The organism is Streptomyces sp. NPDC051677, assembly GCF_044453465.1.
In the GTDB taxonomy this organism is placed as follows: Bacteria; Actinomycetota; Actinomycetes; order Streptomycetales; family Streptomycetaceae; genus Streptomyces.
In genome coordinates, this window is record NZ_JBITCT010000011.1 from 125672 (window position 1) to 141296 (window position 15625).

The 15625-nt window shown below is 71.5% G+C and carries 16 protein-coding genes; 6 read left to right on the top strand and 10 right to left on the bottom strand.

Annotation, left to right across the window (positions count from 1 at the left end):
- Window positions 1-64 precede the first annotated feature (64 nt).
- Window positions 65-1174 (bottom strand): SDR family oxidoreductase, encoded by a 1110-nt coding sequence (locus ACIBAF_RS15470; protein ID WP_399463711.1) that lies wholly within the window; start codon window positions 1172-1174, stop codon window positions 65-67.
- Between the two features lie 191 nt (window positions 1175-1365).
- Here ACIBAF_RS15470 and ACIBAF_RS15475 point away from each other — a divergent pair, with 191 nt between their 5' ends.
- Both ACIBAF_RS15475 and ACIBAF_RS15480 read left to right on the top strand, forming a co-directional pair.
- Window positions 1366-2826: a zinc-dependent metalloprotease gene (locus ACIBAF_RS15475; RefSeq protein WP_399463712.1), complete on the top strand. Its 1461-nt coding sequence runs from the start codon at window positions 1366-1368 to the stop codon at window positions 2824-2826.
- Complete coding sequence (locus ACIBAF_RS15480) at window positions 2823-3338, top strand: NUDIX hydrolase (RefSeq protein WP_399463713.1); 516 nt, start codon at window positions 2823-2825, stop codon at window positions 3336-3338. Before ACIBAF_RS15475 ends, ACIBAF_RS15480 begins: the two co-directional genes overlap by 4 nt.
- Window positions 3339-3497: 159 nt before the next feature.
- Here ACIBAF_RS15480 and ACIBAF_RS15485 read toward each other — a convergent pair whose 3' ends face one another.
- From ACIBAF_RS15485 to ACIBAF_RS15500, 4 genes are all read right to left on the bottom strand, one after another.
- Window positions 3498-4253 (bottom strand): AIM24 family protein, encoded by a 756-nt coding sequence (locus ACIBAF_RS15485; RefSeq protein WP_399463714.1) that lies wholly within the window; start codon window positions 4251-4253, stop codon window positions 3498-3500.
- A gap of 18 nt (window positions 4254-4271) precedes the next feature.
- Window positions 4272-4952, bottom strand: a complete 681-nt coding sequence (locus ACIBAF_RS15490; RefSeq protein WP_079659796.1) for an AIM24 family protein — start codon at window positions 4950-4952, stop codon at window positions 4272-4274.
- A gap of 11 nt (window positions 4953-4963) precedes the next feature.
- Entirely contained in the window at window positions 4964-6619 is a 1656-nt protein-coding gene (locus ACIBAF_RS15495) for a TerD family protein (protein WP_399463716.1), read from the bottom strand.
- A 144-nt stretch (window positions 6620-6763) separates the two neighbouring features.
- Window positions 6764-7360: a M48 family metallopeptidase gene (locus ACIBAF_RS15500; RefSeq protein ID WP_399463717.1), complete on the bottom strand. Its 597-nt coding sequence runs from the start codon at window positions 7358-7360 to the stop codon at window positions 6764-6766.
- Between the two features lie 241 nt (window positions 7361-7601).
- On the opposite strand from ACIBAF_RS15500, the gene ACIBAF_RS15505 reads away from it, so the two are divergent.
- Together ACIBAF_RS15505 and ACIBAF_RS15510 are read left to right on the top strand one after the other, a co-directional pair.
- On the top strand, window positions 7602-8816 hold the full coding sequence (locus ACIBAF_RS15505; RefSeq protein ID WP_399463719.1) for a TOMM precursor leader peptide-binding protein: 1215 nt from the start codon (window positions 7602-7604) through the stop codon (window positions 8814-8816).
- A complete protein-coding gene (locus tag ACIBAF_RS15510; RefSeq protein WP_399463720.1) occupies window positions 8809-10197 on the top strand; it encodes an ABC1 kinase family protein in 1389 nt (462 codons plus the stop codon). Before ACIBAF_RS15505 ends, ACIBAF_RS15510 begins: the two co-directional genes overlap by 8 nt.
- A 21-nt stretch (window positions 10198-10218) precedes the next feature.
- Here ACIBAF_RS15510 and ACIBAF_RS15515 read toward each other — a convergent pair whose 3' ends face one another.
- The 5 genes from ACIBAF_RS15515 to ACIBAF_RS15535 all read right to left on the bottom strand — a co-directional run bounded on the left by ACIBAF_RS15515 (window position 10219) and on the right by ACIBAF_RS15535 (window position 14165).
- Complete coding sequence (locus tag ACIBAF_RS15515) at window positions 10219-10431, bottom strand: hypothetical protein (protein WP_399463721.1); 213 nt, start codon at window positions 10429-10431, stop codon at window positions 10219-10221.
- Between the two features lie 136 nt (window positions 10432-10567).
- Window positions 10568-10891, bottom strand: coding sequence for a hypothetical protein (locus tag ACIBAF_RS15520; protein ID WP_399463722.1), 324 nt, complete (start codon window positions 10889-10891; stop codon window positions 10568-10570).
- Window positions 10888-11256 carry a WhiB family transcriptional regulator gene (locus ACIBAF_RS15525; protein WP_005480495.1) on the bottom strand — a complete coding sequence of 123 codons (369 nt, stop codon included), beginning with the start codon at window positions 11254-11256 and terminating at the stop codon, window positions 10888-10890. Before ACIBAF_RS15525 ends, ACIBAF_RS15520 begins: the two co-directional genes overlap by 4 nt.
- 176 nt (window positions 11257-11432) lie before the next feature.
- Window positions 11433-11750 (bottom strand): hypothetical protein, encoded by a 318-nt coding sequence (locus ACIBAF_RS15530; protein ID WP_399463723.1) that lies wholly within the window; start codon window positions 11748-11750, stop codon window positions 11433-11435.
- Between the two features lie 210 nt (window positions 11751-11960).
- Window positions 11961-14165, bottom strand: a complete 2205-nt coding sequence (locus ACIBAF_RS15535) for an ATP-dependent DNA helicase UvrD2 (RefSeq protein WP_399463724.1) — start codon at window positions 14163-14165, stop codon at window positions 11961-11963.
- Window positions 14166-14359: 194 nt separating this feature from the next.
- Between ACIBAF_RS15535 and ACIBAF_RS15540 the strand changes: the two genes are divergently transcribed.
- Window positions 14360-14617, top strand: a complete 258-nt coding sequence (locus ACIBAF_RS15540; protein ID WP_399463725.1) for a mycoredoxin — start codon at window positions 14360-14362, stop codon at window positions 14615-14617.
- Between the two features lie 242 nt (window positions 14618-14859).
- A complete protein-coding gene (locus tag ACIBAF_RS15545; RefSeq protein ID WP_399463726.1) occupies window positions 14860-15597 on the top strand; it encodes a hypothetical protein in 738 nt (245 codons plus the stop codon).
- Window positions 15598-15625 lie beyond the last annotated feature (28 nt).

Consider the following 15625-nt stretch of genomic DNA (forward strand, 5'->3'; position numbering starts at 1 on the left):
CGGCAGATCACCCAGCACACGCGCGTGCCGCTTTGGAACGACCTACAGAATCAGCCCGCCGACGCTACCGACGCCGCGCCTTCCGAGCCCGGCGCACCACGGCCGCCGCGCCCAGCAGCGCGACCGTCGCCCCCGCCGCGCCGGCAGCCGTCGCGTCCTTCCGTCCCAGTCGCCGCCCGACGACCGTGTGCCGCCCGGACACCTCCTCCAGCAGCTCCGCGAGCACCTCCTCGTTGGTCCACTGCGGCCGCCACCCCGCGTCGTGCAACCGGCTCCCGCTCACCACCCAGGGGTACATCGTGTACGCCAGGTCGCCCGCCGGAGACGGCGTCAGCCCGATCCGGTGCAGCCGGGCCGCGGCGCCCAGCGCGACCGCGGACGGCAGCTCCATCCGCCGGATCCCGCTGAGCTCCTCGACCTCCTCCTGCTCCAGCCACCCGTCGCAGCCCACGGCCAGTTCGCCGTCGACCTTCTCCAGGACGGCGTACTCCAGAGCGCCCACGAGGTCCTCGACGTGGCAGAACTGCCAGGCCGGCCGCGACCCGGCGACGACCAGCAGCCGCGGCGACTCGAAGTACCGCGTCAGCGCCGTGTCGGTGCCTCCGACGAGCACCGCGGGCCGCACCACGGTCACGTTGAGCCCCGGATGCGCCCGGGGCGCACGCCGGGCGAGCCGTTCGATTTCCAGGAGGTCGCCGACGCCGGTGGCCTCCGCCGTCGCCCGCAGCTCCGCGTCCTCCGAGAGCGGCAGCTCGTTGTCCTCGAGCGCTCCGTAGACCATCGCGGAGGTGCACAGCACGACGCGGTGCACCCCGGCCGCGGCGGCGGCCGTCAGCACGGTCTGCGTACCGCGCACGTTGTAGGCCGTCCGGGCGGCGGCGTCACTCCCCAGGTCGAGGTCGAGCGCGAGGTGGACCACGACGTCCGCCCCGCGGAGCTTTTCGGCGATCGCGGGATCGCGGACGTCGAGGATGTGCCACTGTGCCGCGTCGCACTCGCCCCGCCGCTCGTCGATGGCGACGACCTGCTTGACCTCCTCGGACGCGGCGAGCCGCTCGGTGAGCAGCGCGCCGACCCCGGTCGCGGCACCGGTCACGGCGACTACGGGCCCGCGCGCACCGCTCGGGGCTGAGCGGTTTCGCGCTGCGCGAACCTGCGGATCTGGGGAACTCACCAGGTGTCTCCAGCGGTTGTCTTGGCATACGGGCGCGAGTGACGCGTACGTACCAGTGGCATCCATCCTGCCGCAGGCCAGGAGTCGGCGAAGCACCGAGGCCCGATCGAGCCGGGGTGTCTACGCTGGGTGGTGTTGCAGGGCAGTCGCCGCCGGCCGAGAACCGGTGGCCTTACCAGCCGAGGAACCCCGTGAGTGACACCCCATTCGGATTCGGCCTTCCGCCGGAGGAGCCGGAAGACGGCGACGAGGGCAAGAAGAAGGACTCGCAGAGCGGCGGTGGTCAGGGACCGGCCAACCCGTTCGGTTTCGGCGGGCTGCCCGGTGCCGGAGGCTTCGGCAGCCCGGGCGGCCCGGGCGCCGACAATCCGCTCGCCGCGATGTTCGGCTCGCTGAACCCCAACGACCTGGGGGCCGCGTTCCAGCAGCTGGGCCAGATGCTCTCCTACGAGGGCGGCCCGGTGAACTGGGACATGGCCAAGCAGATCGCCCGCCAGACGGTCTCCCAGGGCACCTCCGACGGCGTGAAGGACGTGAGCGTCGGTCCCGCCGAGCACACCGCGGTCCAGGAGGCCGTCCGCCTGGCCGACCTGTGGCTGGACGACGCCACGTCCCTGCCGTCCGGCGCGGCCTCGGCCGTGGCGTGGTCCCGCGCGGAGTGGGTCGAGGCGACCCTGCCCGCGTGGAAGGAGCTCGTCGATCCGGTCGCCGAGCGCGTCGGCGCGGCCATGGGCGATGTCCTGCCGGAGGAGATGCAGGCCATGGCCGGCCCGCTGATCGGCATGATGCGCTCCATGGGCGGCGCGATGTTCGGCTCGCAGATCGGGCAGGCCGTGGGCGTGCTCGCGGGCGAGGTCGTCGGCTCGACCGACATCGGTCTGCCGCTCGGCCCGGCCGGGCGTGCCGCGCTGCTGCCGGTGAACATGGAGGCGTTCGGCAACGACCTGGGCGTGGCGAAGGACGAGGTGCGGCTGTACCTCGCGCTGCGCGAGGCCGCCCACCAGCGTCTGTTCGCGCATGTGCCGTGGCTGCGTTCGCACCTGTTCGGCGCGGTCGAGGGCTACGCGCGCGGGATCAAGGTCGACACGGCCAAGCTGGAGGACGTGGTCGGTCAGTTCGACCCACAGAACCCCGAGCAGTTGCAGGACGCGCTGCAGCAGGGCATGTTCCAGCCGGAGGACACCCCGGAGCAGAAGGCCGCCCTGGCCCGCCTGGAGACGGCCCTGGCGCTCGTCGAGGGCTGGGTGGACGCGGTGGTGCACGCCGCCGCGAAGCCGCGCCTGACGTCCGCCGACGCCCTGCGGGAGACGCTGCGCCGCCGGCGCGCCACGGGCGGTCCCGCGGAGCAGACGTTCGCGACGCTGATCGGTCTGGAGCTGCGCCCGCGCCGCCTGCGGGACGCCTCCCGTCTGTGGGCCTCGCTGACGGACGCGCGCGGGGTCGACGGCCGGGACGCCCTGTGGGCCCACCCGGACATGCTGCCCACGGCCTCCGACCTGGACGACCCGGACGGCTTCGTGCACCGCGAGCACATGGACTTCTCCGAGTGGGACAAGATGCTCGGCGAGGCGGCGAGCGGCGACCTCGGCGAGAAGCCGAACCTGAAGAAGGACGACGGCGAGGACGACTCCAAGGGCGACGAAACCGAGTGAGCCTGCACGACGACGCGGTCCTCGTCCTGAAGGGGTACGAGGGCCAGGAAGAGCTGCGCCAGACCTACCTGGACCATCTCTGGGCGCATCCGGACGGCATGTGGAAGGCCTGCGGGGACGGCCACATCACGGCGAGCGCGCTGGTGATCGACCCCGAGCACGGGCGGGTGCTGCTCACGCTCCACAAGAAGTTGCGCAAGTGGCTGCAGATGGGCGGCCACTGCGAGCCGGTCGACGCGACGCTGGCGGCCGCGGCGCTCCGGGAGGGCACCGAGGAGTCGGGTATCCCTGGGCTGACCCTGCTGCCCGACGGGCCGGTGCGCCTGGACCGGCATCTCACGCCGTGCGCCTGGCACTTCGACGTCCAGTACGCGGCACTCGCTCCGGCCGGGGCCGTGCCGGCCATCAGCGACGAGTCGCTCGACCTGCGCTGGTTCCCGTACGCCGAGGTGGCGGAGGTCGCCGACGAGTCGGTCGTCCGGCTGCTGGAAGCGACCCGCGCGCGGCTGTGAGCCGGAACGGGTAAGGGGCGACCCTCCAGGCGGCCGCCCCTTACGTTTGTTTTCCGGACGGTTCGGCAGCACCCCGAAGGGGAGCGGGGCATTGCGCGACCAGTCACGACGGGCCCGCAGCCGATCGACGGGCCCACCGCGGCGCCACCAGCGGAGCGCTCAGCTCCAGACGTTGCCCTGGTTCTGACCGCGTGCCCCCTGCTGCCCCATGCCGTACTGCGCGGCCAGACCGGAGCCGATCGCCGCGTTCTGCGGCGGCAGCAGCTCGCTGGGCTGGACGAGCGCGTAGCCGGTGCCCATGAAGCTGAGCTCCCAGCCCTCACCGGTGTTGCCGCGTCGGCGCCACACCCCGGAGGAGTGCGTCTGGGCCTGCATCTGCACCCGCAGCCCGGTCGACCAGGCGACGATCGCGTCGGCGTCGCAGTTGACGTACTTGTCGGGCGTGACCTGCATCATCAGGGGCGCGCCCGAGGTCATCAGGGCGACCCGGCCACGGCCGGTGATGTTGAGCTGGTACTTCCCGGAGCCGGAGATGCCGTACTGACTGTCGACGGCGATGACGTCGTAGTGCAGTGAGGAGTCCATGGCCAGCACGTAGCTGCCGTCGACGGTCAGCCCGTCCTGCTCCACATCCATGAGGTGGACGTGCTGGGCGAGGTTGGCGAGGTAGACCGTGCCCTGCCCGTGGCAGCGCATGAGGTCCAGGCCCTCGCCGGTGTACGCACGCGCGCGTCCCTGCTGGTTGTTCTGGTACTCGGCGTCGAACTCCATCAGGCCCTGGTAGGCGACCATCGTGCCCTTGCGGGCGAGGATGTCGTCATGGCCCTCCAGGGTGACCCGGAGCATCTGCTTGTTCTGCAGACTCCAGCGTTCCTGGGTCTGCGAGTCGTTGTGCGCGAAAAGTGGGCTCTGCATGGCGTTTCTGGCTCCCCCTCAGCCCCGGACCCGAAGGCGGTCCGTGCTGTCCTCGCTGGGCTGGACGACGACGATGCCCTGGCCGGAGAAGGCCATCTGGTAGGCCTCGCCGCTGCCCCGGCCGATGAGCGACTGCGCCTTGAAGCTGCGCTTGCCCTTCACCTTGAGATTGGGCGACCAGGCGACGAGCGCGTCGGGATCGACGTAGGTCTCGTCCTCGCCACCGCCGCAGTCGACGACGATCGGCTTGCCCCGGGAGGTCAGCGCAACCCAGCCCTGCCCGGAGATCTTGGTGTTCCACAGGCCCTGACCGGCGAACTTCGCGAGACCCTTGACGCGTTCGACGCCCCACGTAAGGTGCGCGTCGAAGGCGAGCAGGTTGGTGGCGTTGACGGAGATGCCGTCGCCGTTGAGGTTGATGACGACGACGTTCGCCCCGTAGTCGGCGAGGTAGAGCAGGCCGTCGCCGGTGCACTTCATCAGGGGCGCGCCCTCGCCGGTCATCCAGTCGCGTGCGATCTGGCGCACGGCCGGCGGGTTGGGCTCGTACTGGACGAAGCCCTCGTAGGCGACCATCGAGCCCACGCGCGCGAAGAGGTCGTTCCCGGTCTGCATGGCGACCTTCAGCATGTGGTTGCCGTGGTTCTCCATGCGTGCGGTGACGGGTGCGGGGGCATAGCCCGCGAGCGGCTGGTTCATGACGGGCTCCCTCAGACCTCGTACGGCTGGACGACGATGAAGTTGCCGGGAGCGCCCCGGAACTGGAGGTTGACGCTCTCGCCGGTGTCGCCGGGGTAGGCGTTGCGGCGCATCCGCACCTGGCTGGAGACGACCACCTGGGAGGCGGCCGACCAGGCGACGACGGCGTTGCAGTCGGCGAACGTGGTGGGCGTGACCGGCAGGACGACAGGCGTGCCGTGCGTCTTCACGACGATCGTGCCGGTGCCCTGGAACTGCATGGTGAACAGCGCGCCCCCGGGGATGCCGTGGCCCTCGATGCGGCGGACCTCGTACTGGAGGCTCTCGTCGAAGGCGAGGACGTTCTCCGAGGAGACGCAGAGGGCGTCGCCCTGGAGTTCGACGGGGTGCAGGTGGGTGGAGTTCTCGGCGAGGAAGACCTGTCCCTGGCCGGTGCAGCGCATCAGCTGCATCTCCTGGCCGGTCGCGTTGCCCACGATCCGGCCGGCGAACCCGGCTCCCTTGTAGCTGAAGTCGACCTTGCCCTGGTAGAGGACCATGCTGCCCTGCCGGGCGAGCACGGGCTGGCCGCCGATGCCGAGGTCGACGCGGATCAGCTTCTTGTTCTGCTGCGTCCAGCGCTGTCCGGTGGGCGTCTCCTTGAACTGCTGGAGCGCGGCGGTCACACCGGCGCCGCCTTGGGGCGCGCCCTGCGGGACGCCGTAGGCCTGCTGGCCCGGGACCTGCCCGAACGGCGGCTGGTGGCCGTAGCCGGGCGGTGGGGTCGGCTGTCCGTAGCCGGGCGGCGTCTGTGGGGCCTGGGGCTGCTGGCCGTAGCCGGGCGGCATGGGCGCGGCCGGCGCGGGGGGCTGACCGTACGGCTGCTGCTGGGGCGGCTGTCCGTAGGGCGCGGGGGCCGGAGCGGGGGGCGGGACCTGACCGCCGCCGGGCGGGGTCATCGGCGCGACGATGGTCGGCGCGGCGTGCACCGAGGGCGCGGGCGCCGGGGCGGACGGCGGTGTCGCGCCGGGCGGGGGCGCGAAGCCCTGAGCGGCGGGCTGCGGCGCGGGCGCCGGGGCGGACGGTGCGCCGAAGGCGGGCGGGGCGAAGCCCGGAGCGGCGCCGGCCTGCGGCTGCTGCGGGGCGGCGGGGGCCTCCTCCTCGGCGACCTCGCCGCCGAAGTTCTTCAGCAGCGCGTCCAGTCCGCCGTCGAAGCCCTGTCCGACGGCCGCGAACCGCCACACGTCCTTCAGGTAGAAGTCGCCCAGCATCACGGCCCGCTCGGTGGTGAACTCCGAGCCGTTGAACGCGTAGCGGGCCACTTCTTCGCCGCCGGCGACGATGCGGAGGTAGCCGGGGCCGATCTGCGACATCTGCCCGGCGCCGTCGAGGGTCGCGGTGAAGGCCAGCTTCTGGATCTGCGGCGGGATCCGGTCCAGCGTGATGCGGAAGGACTCCGTGTCGCCCGCCTGGGCGCCCAGGAGCTGGATGGACTCCTCGGGAGACTTCGGCTGGTTGAAGAAGACGAAGTACCGGTCGTCCGAGAGCCGTTCGTCGGCGTCGAGGCCGAAGCAGCTGATGTCGAAGGTCAGACCGGGACCGGCGATCTGCACGCCTACGTACAGATCGGTGCCCGCGGTGAGGTCACTGATCCTGGCCTTGTGGCCGCGTTGGAATTCCCTGGGCATGCGTAACGACCGTCCCCCATCCCGATTGCGAGTGCGTCGCGTCAGGCTAACGGCAAAGTCCGACAACGCACGATGTCGGTACAGACCCGGTACACAACCCGCGTCACGTAGGAGCGGACGCGTTCACTCCGCGCGCGTTGCAGGTCACTCGTCGCTTGCGCCGGGCAGGTGGGGCAGCCGTTCGGCCGCGACGACGCCCTCCAGGTAGCCGCGGGCGCGCTCGGTGCGCGGGTACGCCTCCAACAGTCGCCAGAAGTCGGGGCCGTGGCCGGGCACGAGCAGATGCGCGAGTTCGTGGGCGAGGACGTAGTCGATGACGTACTCGGGCATGCCCTTGAGGCGGTGCGACAGACGGATGCTGCCCTCGGCCGGGGTGCACGAGCCCCAGCGGGTGTTCTGGTTGGTCACCCAACGCACCGAGGCAGGCCGTGCCCGGCCGTCGAAGCACTGGGCCGACAGCCGCTCGGCGCGCTCGGCCAACTCGGCGTCGCCGGGCACCCGCCGACTCTCCTGGGCGGCGAGTTTGTCGAGCATGACGCTCACCCAGCGTTGTTCCTCGGCCTCGGACATCCGGGCAGGAATCAGCACGATGGTGCGGTCGCCCTCGCGGTACGCGGAGACCGTCCGGCGGCGACGGGGGCTCCTGCGGACCTCGATCGCGCTCACCCCGGAGCCGCTCGGCGGCTGGCTCGTCGGCTTCCGCTGTGACGTTCCGGCGCGGTGCAGTGGGTCGGCGGGCACGCCCCGACGTTACCCGCTGCACACGGGGGAAGTCCCGACTCCGGGACGGTTCGGTTCTGATCTCTCCCGCCGCGTTTGCCTCATACGACGGATTTGTACGATGAACGCCCCCACCTGTGGACAACTTTCGGCACGTTCGGACGGGTCCGGGCATGCTGGCACTCGTCGGCGGAGCGAGGACGACCCCACGCCCCTCGTTCCGCCGACGTGACGGGAGTTTCCAGGCATACGGGGGCCTTTGATGCATCCGATGGTGAAGCCTGCGCTGCGGCGCGGCTGGCGTGACCTCAACACGGTGCAGTTCGGAATGACTCCGGCGCACGCGCTGACACTCGGCCCGGTGGACACGGCGACGGGCAGTTTCCTCGACCTGCTGGACGGCACCCGAGGGCTCGCGCTGCTGCGCGAGGAAGGCCGCCGCATGGACCTGCCCGACGGCCATGTCGACCGGCTGGTGGAGCGGCTGGCGCGGGCGGGGCTGCTCGACGACGCGCGCGGCGGCGGGCCGGAAGCCGCTGCCCTGCGGGAGAAGACCGAGGTCCTGGACCGGCTGCGCCCCGACCTCGCCGCCCTGTCCCTCATCACCTCCGAACCGCAAGACGCGATCGAGCAGCTGACCGCCCGACGGCGGCTGCGGGTCCAGGTACGCGGAGCGGGCCGGGTCGGCGCGGTGCTGGCGGCGCTGCTGTCGGGCGCGGGGATCGGCGAGGTGGACGTGCGCGACGGCGGCCGGGTGGAGCCGGAGGACGTCGCGCCGGGCGGCCTGCCCTCCGAGGCGGTCGGCGAGCGTCGGGACGAGGCGGCCCGCCGCGCCGTGCGCCGGGCCGCCCCGGATCGCCCGCCCCGCCGAAGCACAGGGTCACCGGCCGAGCCGGACACCCCCGGCTTCTCCCTGGTGATCCTCGCCCCACGGGACGACGTGTCCGTGCACGCGCCGGATCCCTCGGCGGCGGAGCCCCTCATCGCGTCGGGAACACCGCACCTCTATACGGGGGTCGTGGAGGGAACGGGCGTCGTCGGGCCGCTCGTGCTGCCGGGTGAGACGGGCTGCGCCGGGTGCCTGCAGCAGGCACGCACCGACCGGGACCCGGCGTGGCCGCGACTGGTCGCGCAGTGGCACTCCGGGAGGAAACGCGCGGCGCGCGCCTGTGATCTGACGCTGGCCACGACGGTCGCCGGGCTGGCGGCCGCCCACGCCCTCACCTTCCTCGACGGCCGGACGCCGTCGAGCGCGGGCGCCCGCTGGGAGGTCTCCACTCCCACCCTCCAGTGGCACGCGCGTCCGGTTTGGCCCCACTTGGACTGTCCGTGCGGGGCCGCGGAGAAAGGTAAGCGGGAACACACCTCCGAGGACCAGGCATCGCACGCGACAATGGCAGAGCAACGGCAATCGACGGAGTTACGCCGTACGACGGACGCGGCGCGGCTGGCTGGGACCTGGAGGGCGCATGTCTGATCTTCCCCGGAAGGCGGTTACCCGAACCGCCAAGCTCGCCGCGCTCCCGCTCGGCTTCGCCGGGCGGGCGACCTGGGGTCTGGGCAAGCGGATCGTGGGCGAGTCCGCGGAGATCGTCGGCCGCGAGCTCCAGCAGCGCACCGCCGAGCAGCTCTTCAAGGTGCTCGGCGAGCTGAAGGGGGGTGCCATGAAGTTCGGGCAGGCCCTGTCCGTCTTCGAGTCGGCGCTCCCCGAGGAGGTCGCCGGCCCATACCGTGCGGCCCTCACCAAGCTTCAGGACGCGGCGCCGCCGATGCCGACCCGCACGGTGCACTCCGTGCTCGCGGACCGCCTCGGCGCAGACTGGCCCGAGCTGTTCCTGGAGTTCGACGACAAGCCGGCCGCTGCGGCCTCGATCGGCCAGGTGCACCGAGCGGTGTGGCACGACGGCCGGGAGGTCGCGGTCAAGGTCCAGTACCCCGGGGCGGGTGAGGCGTTGCTGTCCGACCTGAACCAACTCAGCCGCTTCGCCCGCCTGTTGGGCCCTCTCATCCCGGGCATGGACGTCAAGCCGCTGATCTCCGAGCTCCGGGACCGGGTCTCCGAGGAGCTCGACTACAGCCTGGAGGCGCAGGCCCAGCAGGCTCATGCGGAGGAGTTCGCCGACGATCTGGACGTGGTGGTCCCGGCGGTGGTCCACCAGTGCGACCAAGTACTGATCACCGAGTGGATCGACGGCGTGCCCATGTCCGAAGTGATCGCCGACGGCACTCCTGAGCAGCGCAACCGCGCCGGCCAGTTGCTGTCCCGTTTCCTGTTCTCCGGTCCGGCCCGCACCGGCCTGCTCCACGCCGACCCGCACCCCGGCAACTTCCGCCTCCTGCCCGGCGGACCGGACGGCGAGGACGACTGGCGGCTGGGCGTCCTGGACTTCGGCACCGTGGACCGGCTCCCGGGCGGTCTGCCGGATCCCATCGGCCGGTCCCTGCGTATGACCCTGGACGGTGAGGCGGAGGAGGTCTACGAACTTCTCCGCACGGAGGGTTTCGTCAAGGAATCCATCGAGCTGGATCCCGACGCGGTCCTCGACTACCTGCTACCGATCATCGAGCCGGCCGGGGTGGAGGAGTTCACGTTCACCCGCGGCTGGATGCGCAGCCAGGCGGCCCGGATCGCCGACCCCCGCTCCCCCGCCCACCAGCTGGGCAAGCAGCTCAACCTCCCCCCGGCCTACCTGCTCATACACCGGGTGACGCTCAGCACGATCGGCGTGCTGTGCCAGCTCGGCGCCACGGTGCGGCTGCGCGAGGAACTGGAGGAGTGGCTGCCCGGGTTCCTTGCGGAGGAGGGCCTGGAAGCGCTGGAAGTCTTGGATGCGGAGGGGTCGGTGGCGGAGGCCTGAGGCACCCGCCTGTGACACACCTCACCACCAGTCGGAGTCGAGCCGTCCTTCGATCGCCCTGAGGTTCTCGCGGGCGCAGACCTCGCAGAAGTAGCGCCGGACGCCGTTCTCCACGGAGCAGGTCCAGGTGACGGGCGGCGGCTGCTCCGCCCGAGCGCCGCAGCGAGCGCACGCAAGAGGGCGGGGCTCCGCCGCGGAACCGCCTCGGTCACCGTCTCCGGGAAGACTCGTCACCTTCGGGACGATAGCGCCGCTGCGCTGGATCGCCGGCACAACGCACCGCGGGGGTCGGTCCGTTCGGACGGACCGACCCCCGCGGGGAGAGCTTCGCCTCCCTCGGTTGGGAGGCCACCGCTTCAGGTGTGCGTGGTTACTGCATCACGGCCATGGCGAGCGCCCGGCGGGCGCGCAGCGAGGCGCGCTCGGCCCGACGCTGCATCCGGCGAGCGGTCGCCAGGCGCACGGCCCGGCGTTCCCGCTCGGCCTGGTGCAGTCGGTCGTGCATATGCGCACGAGCCAGGGCTTCTGGGATGAGTTGCATCTCGCGGGTCCTGTTCTGACGCGAGTCGTACGCGCCGGTGGTGCTGATGTCTTCGGTCGCGGAGCCTGCGGGCTCGCTGGTGAACGGCTTCATCGGGGCCTGCTTCTTGGGGTCTTGCGTGAGGGGGCGGTCGATCGTTCCTGCGGTGTTCATGCCGTGACCGGGTTCTTGCGCGGGCGACCCCGCGGCCGCTTCCGGGCGACGACGACGCCCTGGACGAACAGCTCGCCGCCCCAGACGCCCCAGGGCTCGCGCCGCTCCTTGGCACCGGCGAGGCAGGCCTCCATCAGCGGGCAGGTGCGGCAGAGGGACTTGGCGTACTCGACGTCGGCCGGCGACTCGGCGAAGAAGACCTCCGGGTCGTAGGAGCGGCAGGGGACGGGTACGCCGAGGTTCTCGATGGCGTCGTCGAGCGCGGTGAGCGCCGTGAGCGGGGTCAAGGTGGAGTCCTCCGTGAGGCCGGGCGGGGGGATCGTTTCGGAAGGCGGTACGGACGGGGCGTGCGCTTCGAGTTGCACGGTTCGTCTTCCTCGTCTGGTCGGTCCGGCCCTGTGGGGCCGAGTGGCGGCTGGTACCGGGTTCTTTTCTTGTCCCGAGGCCCCTTCGCTCCGTCGTCCCCGTGGGAGGACAAACAGAAGGGCCGCGGATCCCGGGTGGGGTTCCGCGGCCCTGAAGGCGCCGGCCTGATCGTCGATCAGGCTGGATCACTCCAGGGTTCTGGCCCACGGAAGGCCCACATCAGGTGGTGCTGCGTCGTCTGCTTCCGGGATCCGGCACCGGCTGCCGCAAAGGCATAGGCATGCGCCTGTGCCCCTACTGCTTCCAGTGCCTTGGTCGGTCGCTCATTGCGCTCGCGGACGGGAAGGCCCGCGGGAGCAACGGAGGAGGACGCCAGCCGGTCGGCACGAATGCCGGACAGACCGGTGCCCAGAACCGAGATGCCGAGCATGCACGTGGAGACGACAGAGCGATCGTTCAGTTTGGCGGTGGAGCTGCTGTTGATGATGATCACTGGAATCGCCTCCTCTCGGCGTCTCGGGGGACCGGGGTGAACCCAGTCCGACGGATATGCAAGTACAGCACGGAATCAGGGCCTTCGAGAAGGCCGCCGTCCCCGTGGCTTAGAACCTATGGGGATTGCCGGGGCATGCGCAAACTATTTTTCCGACGAGTTCGGATCAGTTCCCCGTCTGCCCTCCGCCCGTCCCCCGTCCGCCTCTTCTCAGTCCGTGTCTTCGTCCTCTCCGACGTCTTGGCCTGCGCAGATGGCCAGGACGTCGGCTCCGTAGCGGTTGAGCTTGCGTATGCCGACCCCCGGAATCCGCGCGAGCTCGCCCTCCTCGTCGGGGACGGCCTCGGCGATCGCCATCAGCGTCTTGTCGGTGAAGACGCAGAACGCCGGCTGGCCGCCTCGCTGCGCCTGGACCGCCCGCCAGTCCCGCAGCCGTTCGTAAAGCCCCTCGTCCATGTCGGACGGGCAGTCCTCGCAGCGCATCAGCTTCATCTCGCCGGCGTCGGTCAGGGTGCGCCCGCAGACCCGGCAGCGGGCGGGGGTGCGCCGGGTCCGGCGCGGCACGGCGGGCGCCCCCACGGCGGTACCGGTGAAGCCGCGCTCGATGCCTCCGGCGCCACCGGCGCCACCGCGGCCGACCGCGGTGCCCGAACCGGGACGCAGGCCGTCGAGGAAGCGGCTGGGGCGGCGGCTCGGGCGGCCGCCGGGTGAGCGGGCCAGCGCCCAGGAGACGTGCAGGCGCTCGCGGGCGCGGGTGACTCCGACGTAGAGGAGTCGGCGCTCCTCCTCGATCTGCTCGTCGGTTCTGGCGTAGGTGATCGGCATCATGCCCTCGGCGACGCCGACGAGGAACACGACGTCCCACTCCAGGCCCTTGGCCGAGTGCAGCGAGGCCAGAGTGACGCCCTGGACGGTCGGGGCGTGCTGGGCGCCGGCCCGTTCGTCGAGCTCGGCGACCAGGTCGGCGAGCGTGGCGCCGGGCTGGGCGGCGGAGAAGTCGTGGGCGAGGTTGACCAGCGCGGCGAGCGACTCCCAGCGTTCTCTGACGGCTCCGGAACCGGCCGGCGGCTGGGACGTCCAGCCCTCGCCCGAGAGGACGGCACGCACCTGGGAGGGCAGGTCGACGGCGTCCTCGAGGAGAGTGTCGTTGCCACCGAAGCGGGCCGCGCCGCGCAGGGCGACGCCGGCCTTGCGCACCTCCGGTCGGTCGAAGAAGCGCTCGGCGCCGCGCAGCTGGTACGGGATGCCGAGGTCGGCCAGGGCCTGTTCGTAGGTCTCCGACTGCGCGTTGGTGCGGAACAGGATGGCGATCTCGGCGGCCGGGACCCCGGCGTCGAGGAGCTCGCGGATGCGGCGGGCCGCGCCCTCGGCCTCGGCGGGCTCGTCGGTGTACTCGGTGTAGCCGGGGTCGGGTCCCGGGTCGCGCTGGGAGACCAGCTCCAGGCGGTGGTCGGCGGCGCGGCCCCGGGCCTGGGAGAGCAGGCCGTTGGCGAGGTGGACGACCTGGGGGGTGGAGCGGTAGTCGCGGACGAGCTTGACGACCGTGGCGCCGGGGTGGCGGGTGCGGAAGTCGAGGAGGTGGTCGGGGGTGGCTCCGGTGAAGGAGTAGATCGTCTGGCTGGCGTCGCCGACCACGCACAGGTCGTCCCGGTCGCCGAGCCACAGCTCCAGAAGGCGCTGCTGGAGGGGGCTGACGTCCTGGTACTCGTCGACCACGAAGTGCTGGTACTGGGCGCGGACCTGTTCGGCGATGTCGTGGCGGTCCTGGAGGACGGCGACGGTCAGCAGCAGGACGTCCTCGAAGTCGATGACGGCGCGCTCCCGCTTGAGGTTCTCGTAGGCGGAGTAGAGCTGGGCGATCTCGGCGGGGTCCCGGGGGATCGCGCGGCCCGCCTTCGCGGCGGCCAGGGCGTAGTCGGCGGGGACGGTCTGGGTGACCTTGGACCACTCGATCTCCGCGGTGGCGTCCCGCAGCTCGCCCCGGTCGAGACGGATGCGGCAGGCGGCGGCCGCGTCGGCGACGAGTTGGATCTTCCGGTCGATGAGCCGGGGCAGAGAGCCACCGATCGCTTTCGGCCAGAAGTACTGCAGCTGGCGCAGGGCCGCGGAGTGGAAGGTGCGGGCCTGGACGCCCTGGGCGCCGAGCTGGCGGAGCCGGCCGCGCATCTCCCCGGCGGCGCGGTTGGTGAAGGTGACGGCGAGCACGCTGGAGGGGTGCAGCATGCCGGCCCGCACGCCGTAGGCGATGCGGTGCGTGATGGCCCGCGTCTTGCCCGTGCCGGCTCCTGCCAGCACGCACACCGGACCGCGCAGGGCGGTCGCCACCTCGCGCTGCTCGGGGTCGAGCCCTTCGAGCACCGCGTCGGCCGAGTCCGGTACCTGCGGGAAAAGGGTGGAGTGCGTTGCTGCTGTCACATGGCCATGCTGCCAGGTCGGCGGAGACCGGCGGGCCGGTTGTCCACAGGCGGGGCCCCGCAGTCGTACTAATGCGGCGAGCGTCACCCTCGGCCTCCCGGCGCACAGCGCCTCGCGGGAATGGCAGCCCTCCGACGTACGTTCACTCCTCTGCGACCGCCTGAACCCCGACTCGCCGAAGGAGCACAAGAGACATGCTGGGCACTGTGACGATGTACAGCACCACGTGGTGCGGCTACTGCCAGCGGCTGAAGAAGCAGCTCGACCGCGAAGGCATCGGATACACCGAGATCAACATCGAGCACGACCCGGCGTCCGCGGCTTTCGTGGAGAAGGCGAATGGCGGAAACCAGACGGTTCCCACCGTTCAGGTGGTCCCCTCCGGCGGTGGGGCTGAGGTCGTGATGACCAACCCGAGCCTCGCCCAGGTGAAGCAAGCGCTCGGCGTCTGACTCTTCGACGCGAAACCCCCGATCGGCCTGGTGCTGATCGGGGGTTTCATGCGTCCTGGGCGTATGTGCGGTGCGCAAGGCGGCCGAATGCGAGACCTCTCGGCCGGCCGGGCGGTACGGTCCGACCGTGCGTTGATCTTCCGGGCGGCGGCCGAGCGCCGCCGCAGACGGTGCGGGCGCCCCCGACGGGTTCGGGGCCGCCCGGTCGGCATACCCGTCATCACCCCACCGGAGATCACGCAATGACCGCTCAGCAGCCCCTCGCCTACGACGCGTTCGTCGAACTCGCCGCCGCTGATCCCGCTGTCGTCGGCCTTGTCCTCAAAGGTTCCCGGGCCCACGAGGGCATGACCACCGAGCACTCCGACCACGACCTGTACGTCGTCCTCGCCGATGGCGCGACGACGGCCCTCACCCGGTTCACGGGACACCGCACCCCGGAACTCGACCTCGTCGTCCTCTCCCTCGACGAGTTCCGCGCCGCCGGAATGCCCGGCTTCGAGCGGTACGCCCTCGCCCGCGCCCGGATCGTGCTCGACCGGCTCGACGGAGGCATCGCCCGGATCCTGGCCGGCAAGGCACGGCTCGACGCCGATGAAGCCTTCCAGGAGGCGGGCGGATGGCTCGACGCCTACGCCAACTCCCTCTACCGCTCGGTCAAGGACGACCGCGACGGGCATGCCCTCGCGGCCCGCCTCGACGCCGCGGACAGCATGCGGTTTCTACTGGAGTTGCTCTTCGCTCTCGACCGCCGTCCGCGCCCCTACAACAAGTACCTGGAATGGGAGCTCGCCCGATTTCCGCTGCCCGGCTGGGACACCGGCGTGCTGCTCGACGCTACGGACCGTGTCTCGGGAACGGGCGATGTGTCCACGCAACGTCATCTCTTCGCCCAGGTCGAGGCAGTGGCCCGGCAGGCCGGGCACGGCGCGGTACTGGACGCATGGGGTGAGGACTTGGACCTGATGCGACCGCGGTAGCAGCGCCTCTCGCACCTAGGGGTGGCCG

Bases quoted from the DNA above. Each gene is read 5' to 3' on its own strand.
- ACIBAF_RS15495 (WP_399463716.1), bottom strand. From the start codon at position 6,619: ATGCCCAGGGAATTCCAACGCGGCCACAAGGCCAGGATCAGTGACCTC.
- ACIBAF_RS15505 (WP_399463719.1), top strand. From the start codon at position 7,602: ATGCATCCGATGGTGAAGCCTGCGCTGCGGCGCGGCTGGCGTGACCTC.
- ACIBAF_RS15485 (WP_399463714.1), bottom strand. From the start codon at position 4,253: ATGCAGAGCCCACTTTTCGCGCACAACGACTCGCAGACCCAGGAACGC.
- ACIBAF_RS15545 (WP_399463726.1), top strand. From the start codon at position 14,860: ATGACCGCTCAGCAGCCCCTCGCCTACGACGCGTTCGTCGAACTCGCC.
- ACIBAF_RS15490 (WP_079659796.1), bottom strand. From the start codon at position 4,952: ATGAACCAGCCGCTCGCGGGCTATGCCCCCGCACCCGTCACCGCACGC.
- ACIBAF_RS15540 (WP_399463725.1), top strand. From the start codon at position 14,360: ATGCTGGGCACTGTGACGATGTACAGCACCACGTGGTGCGGCTACTGC.
- ACIBAF_RS15520 (WP_399463722.1), bottom strand. From the start codon at position 10,891: ATGAACACCGCAGGAACGATCGACCGCCCCCTCACGCAAGACCCCAAG.
- ACIBAF_RS15510 (WP_399463720.1), top strand. From the start codon at position 8,809: ATGTCTGATCTTCCCCGGAAGGCGGTTACCCGAACCGCCAAGCTCGCC.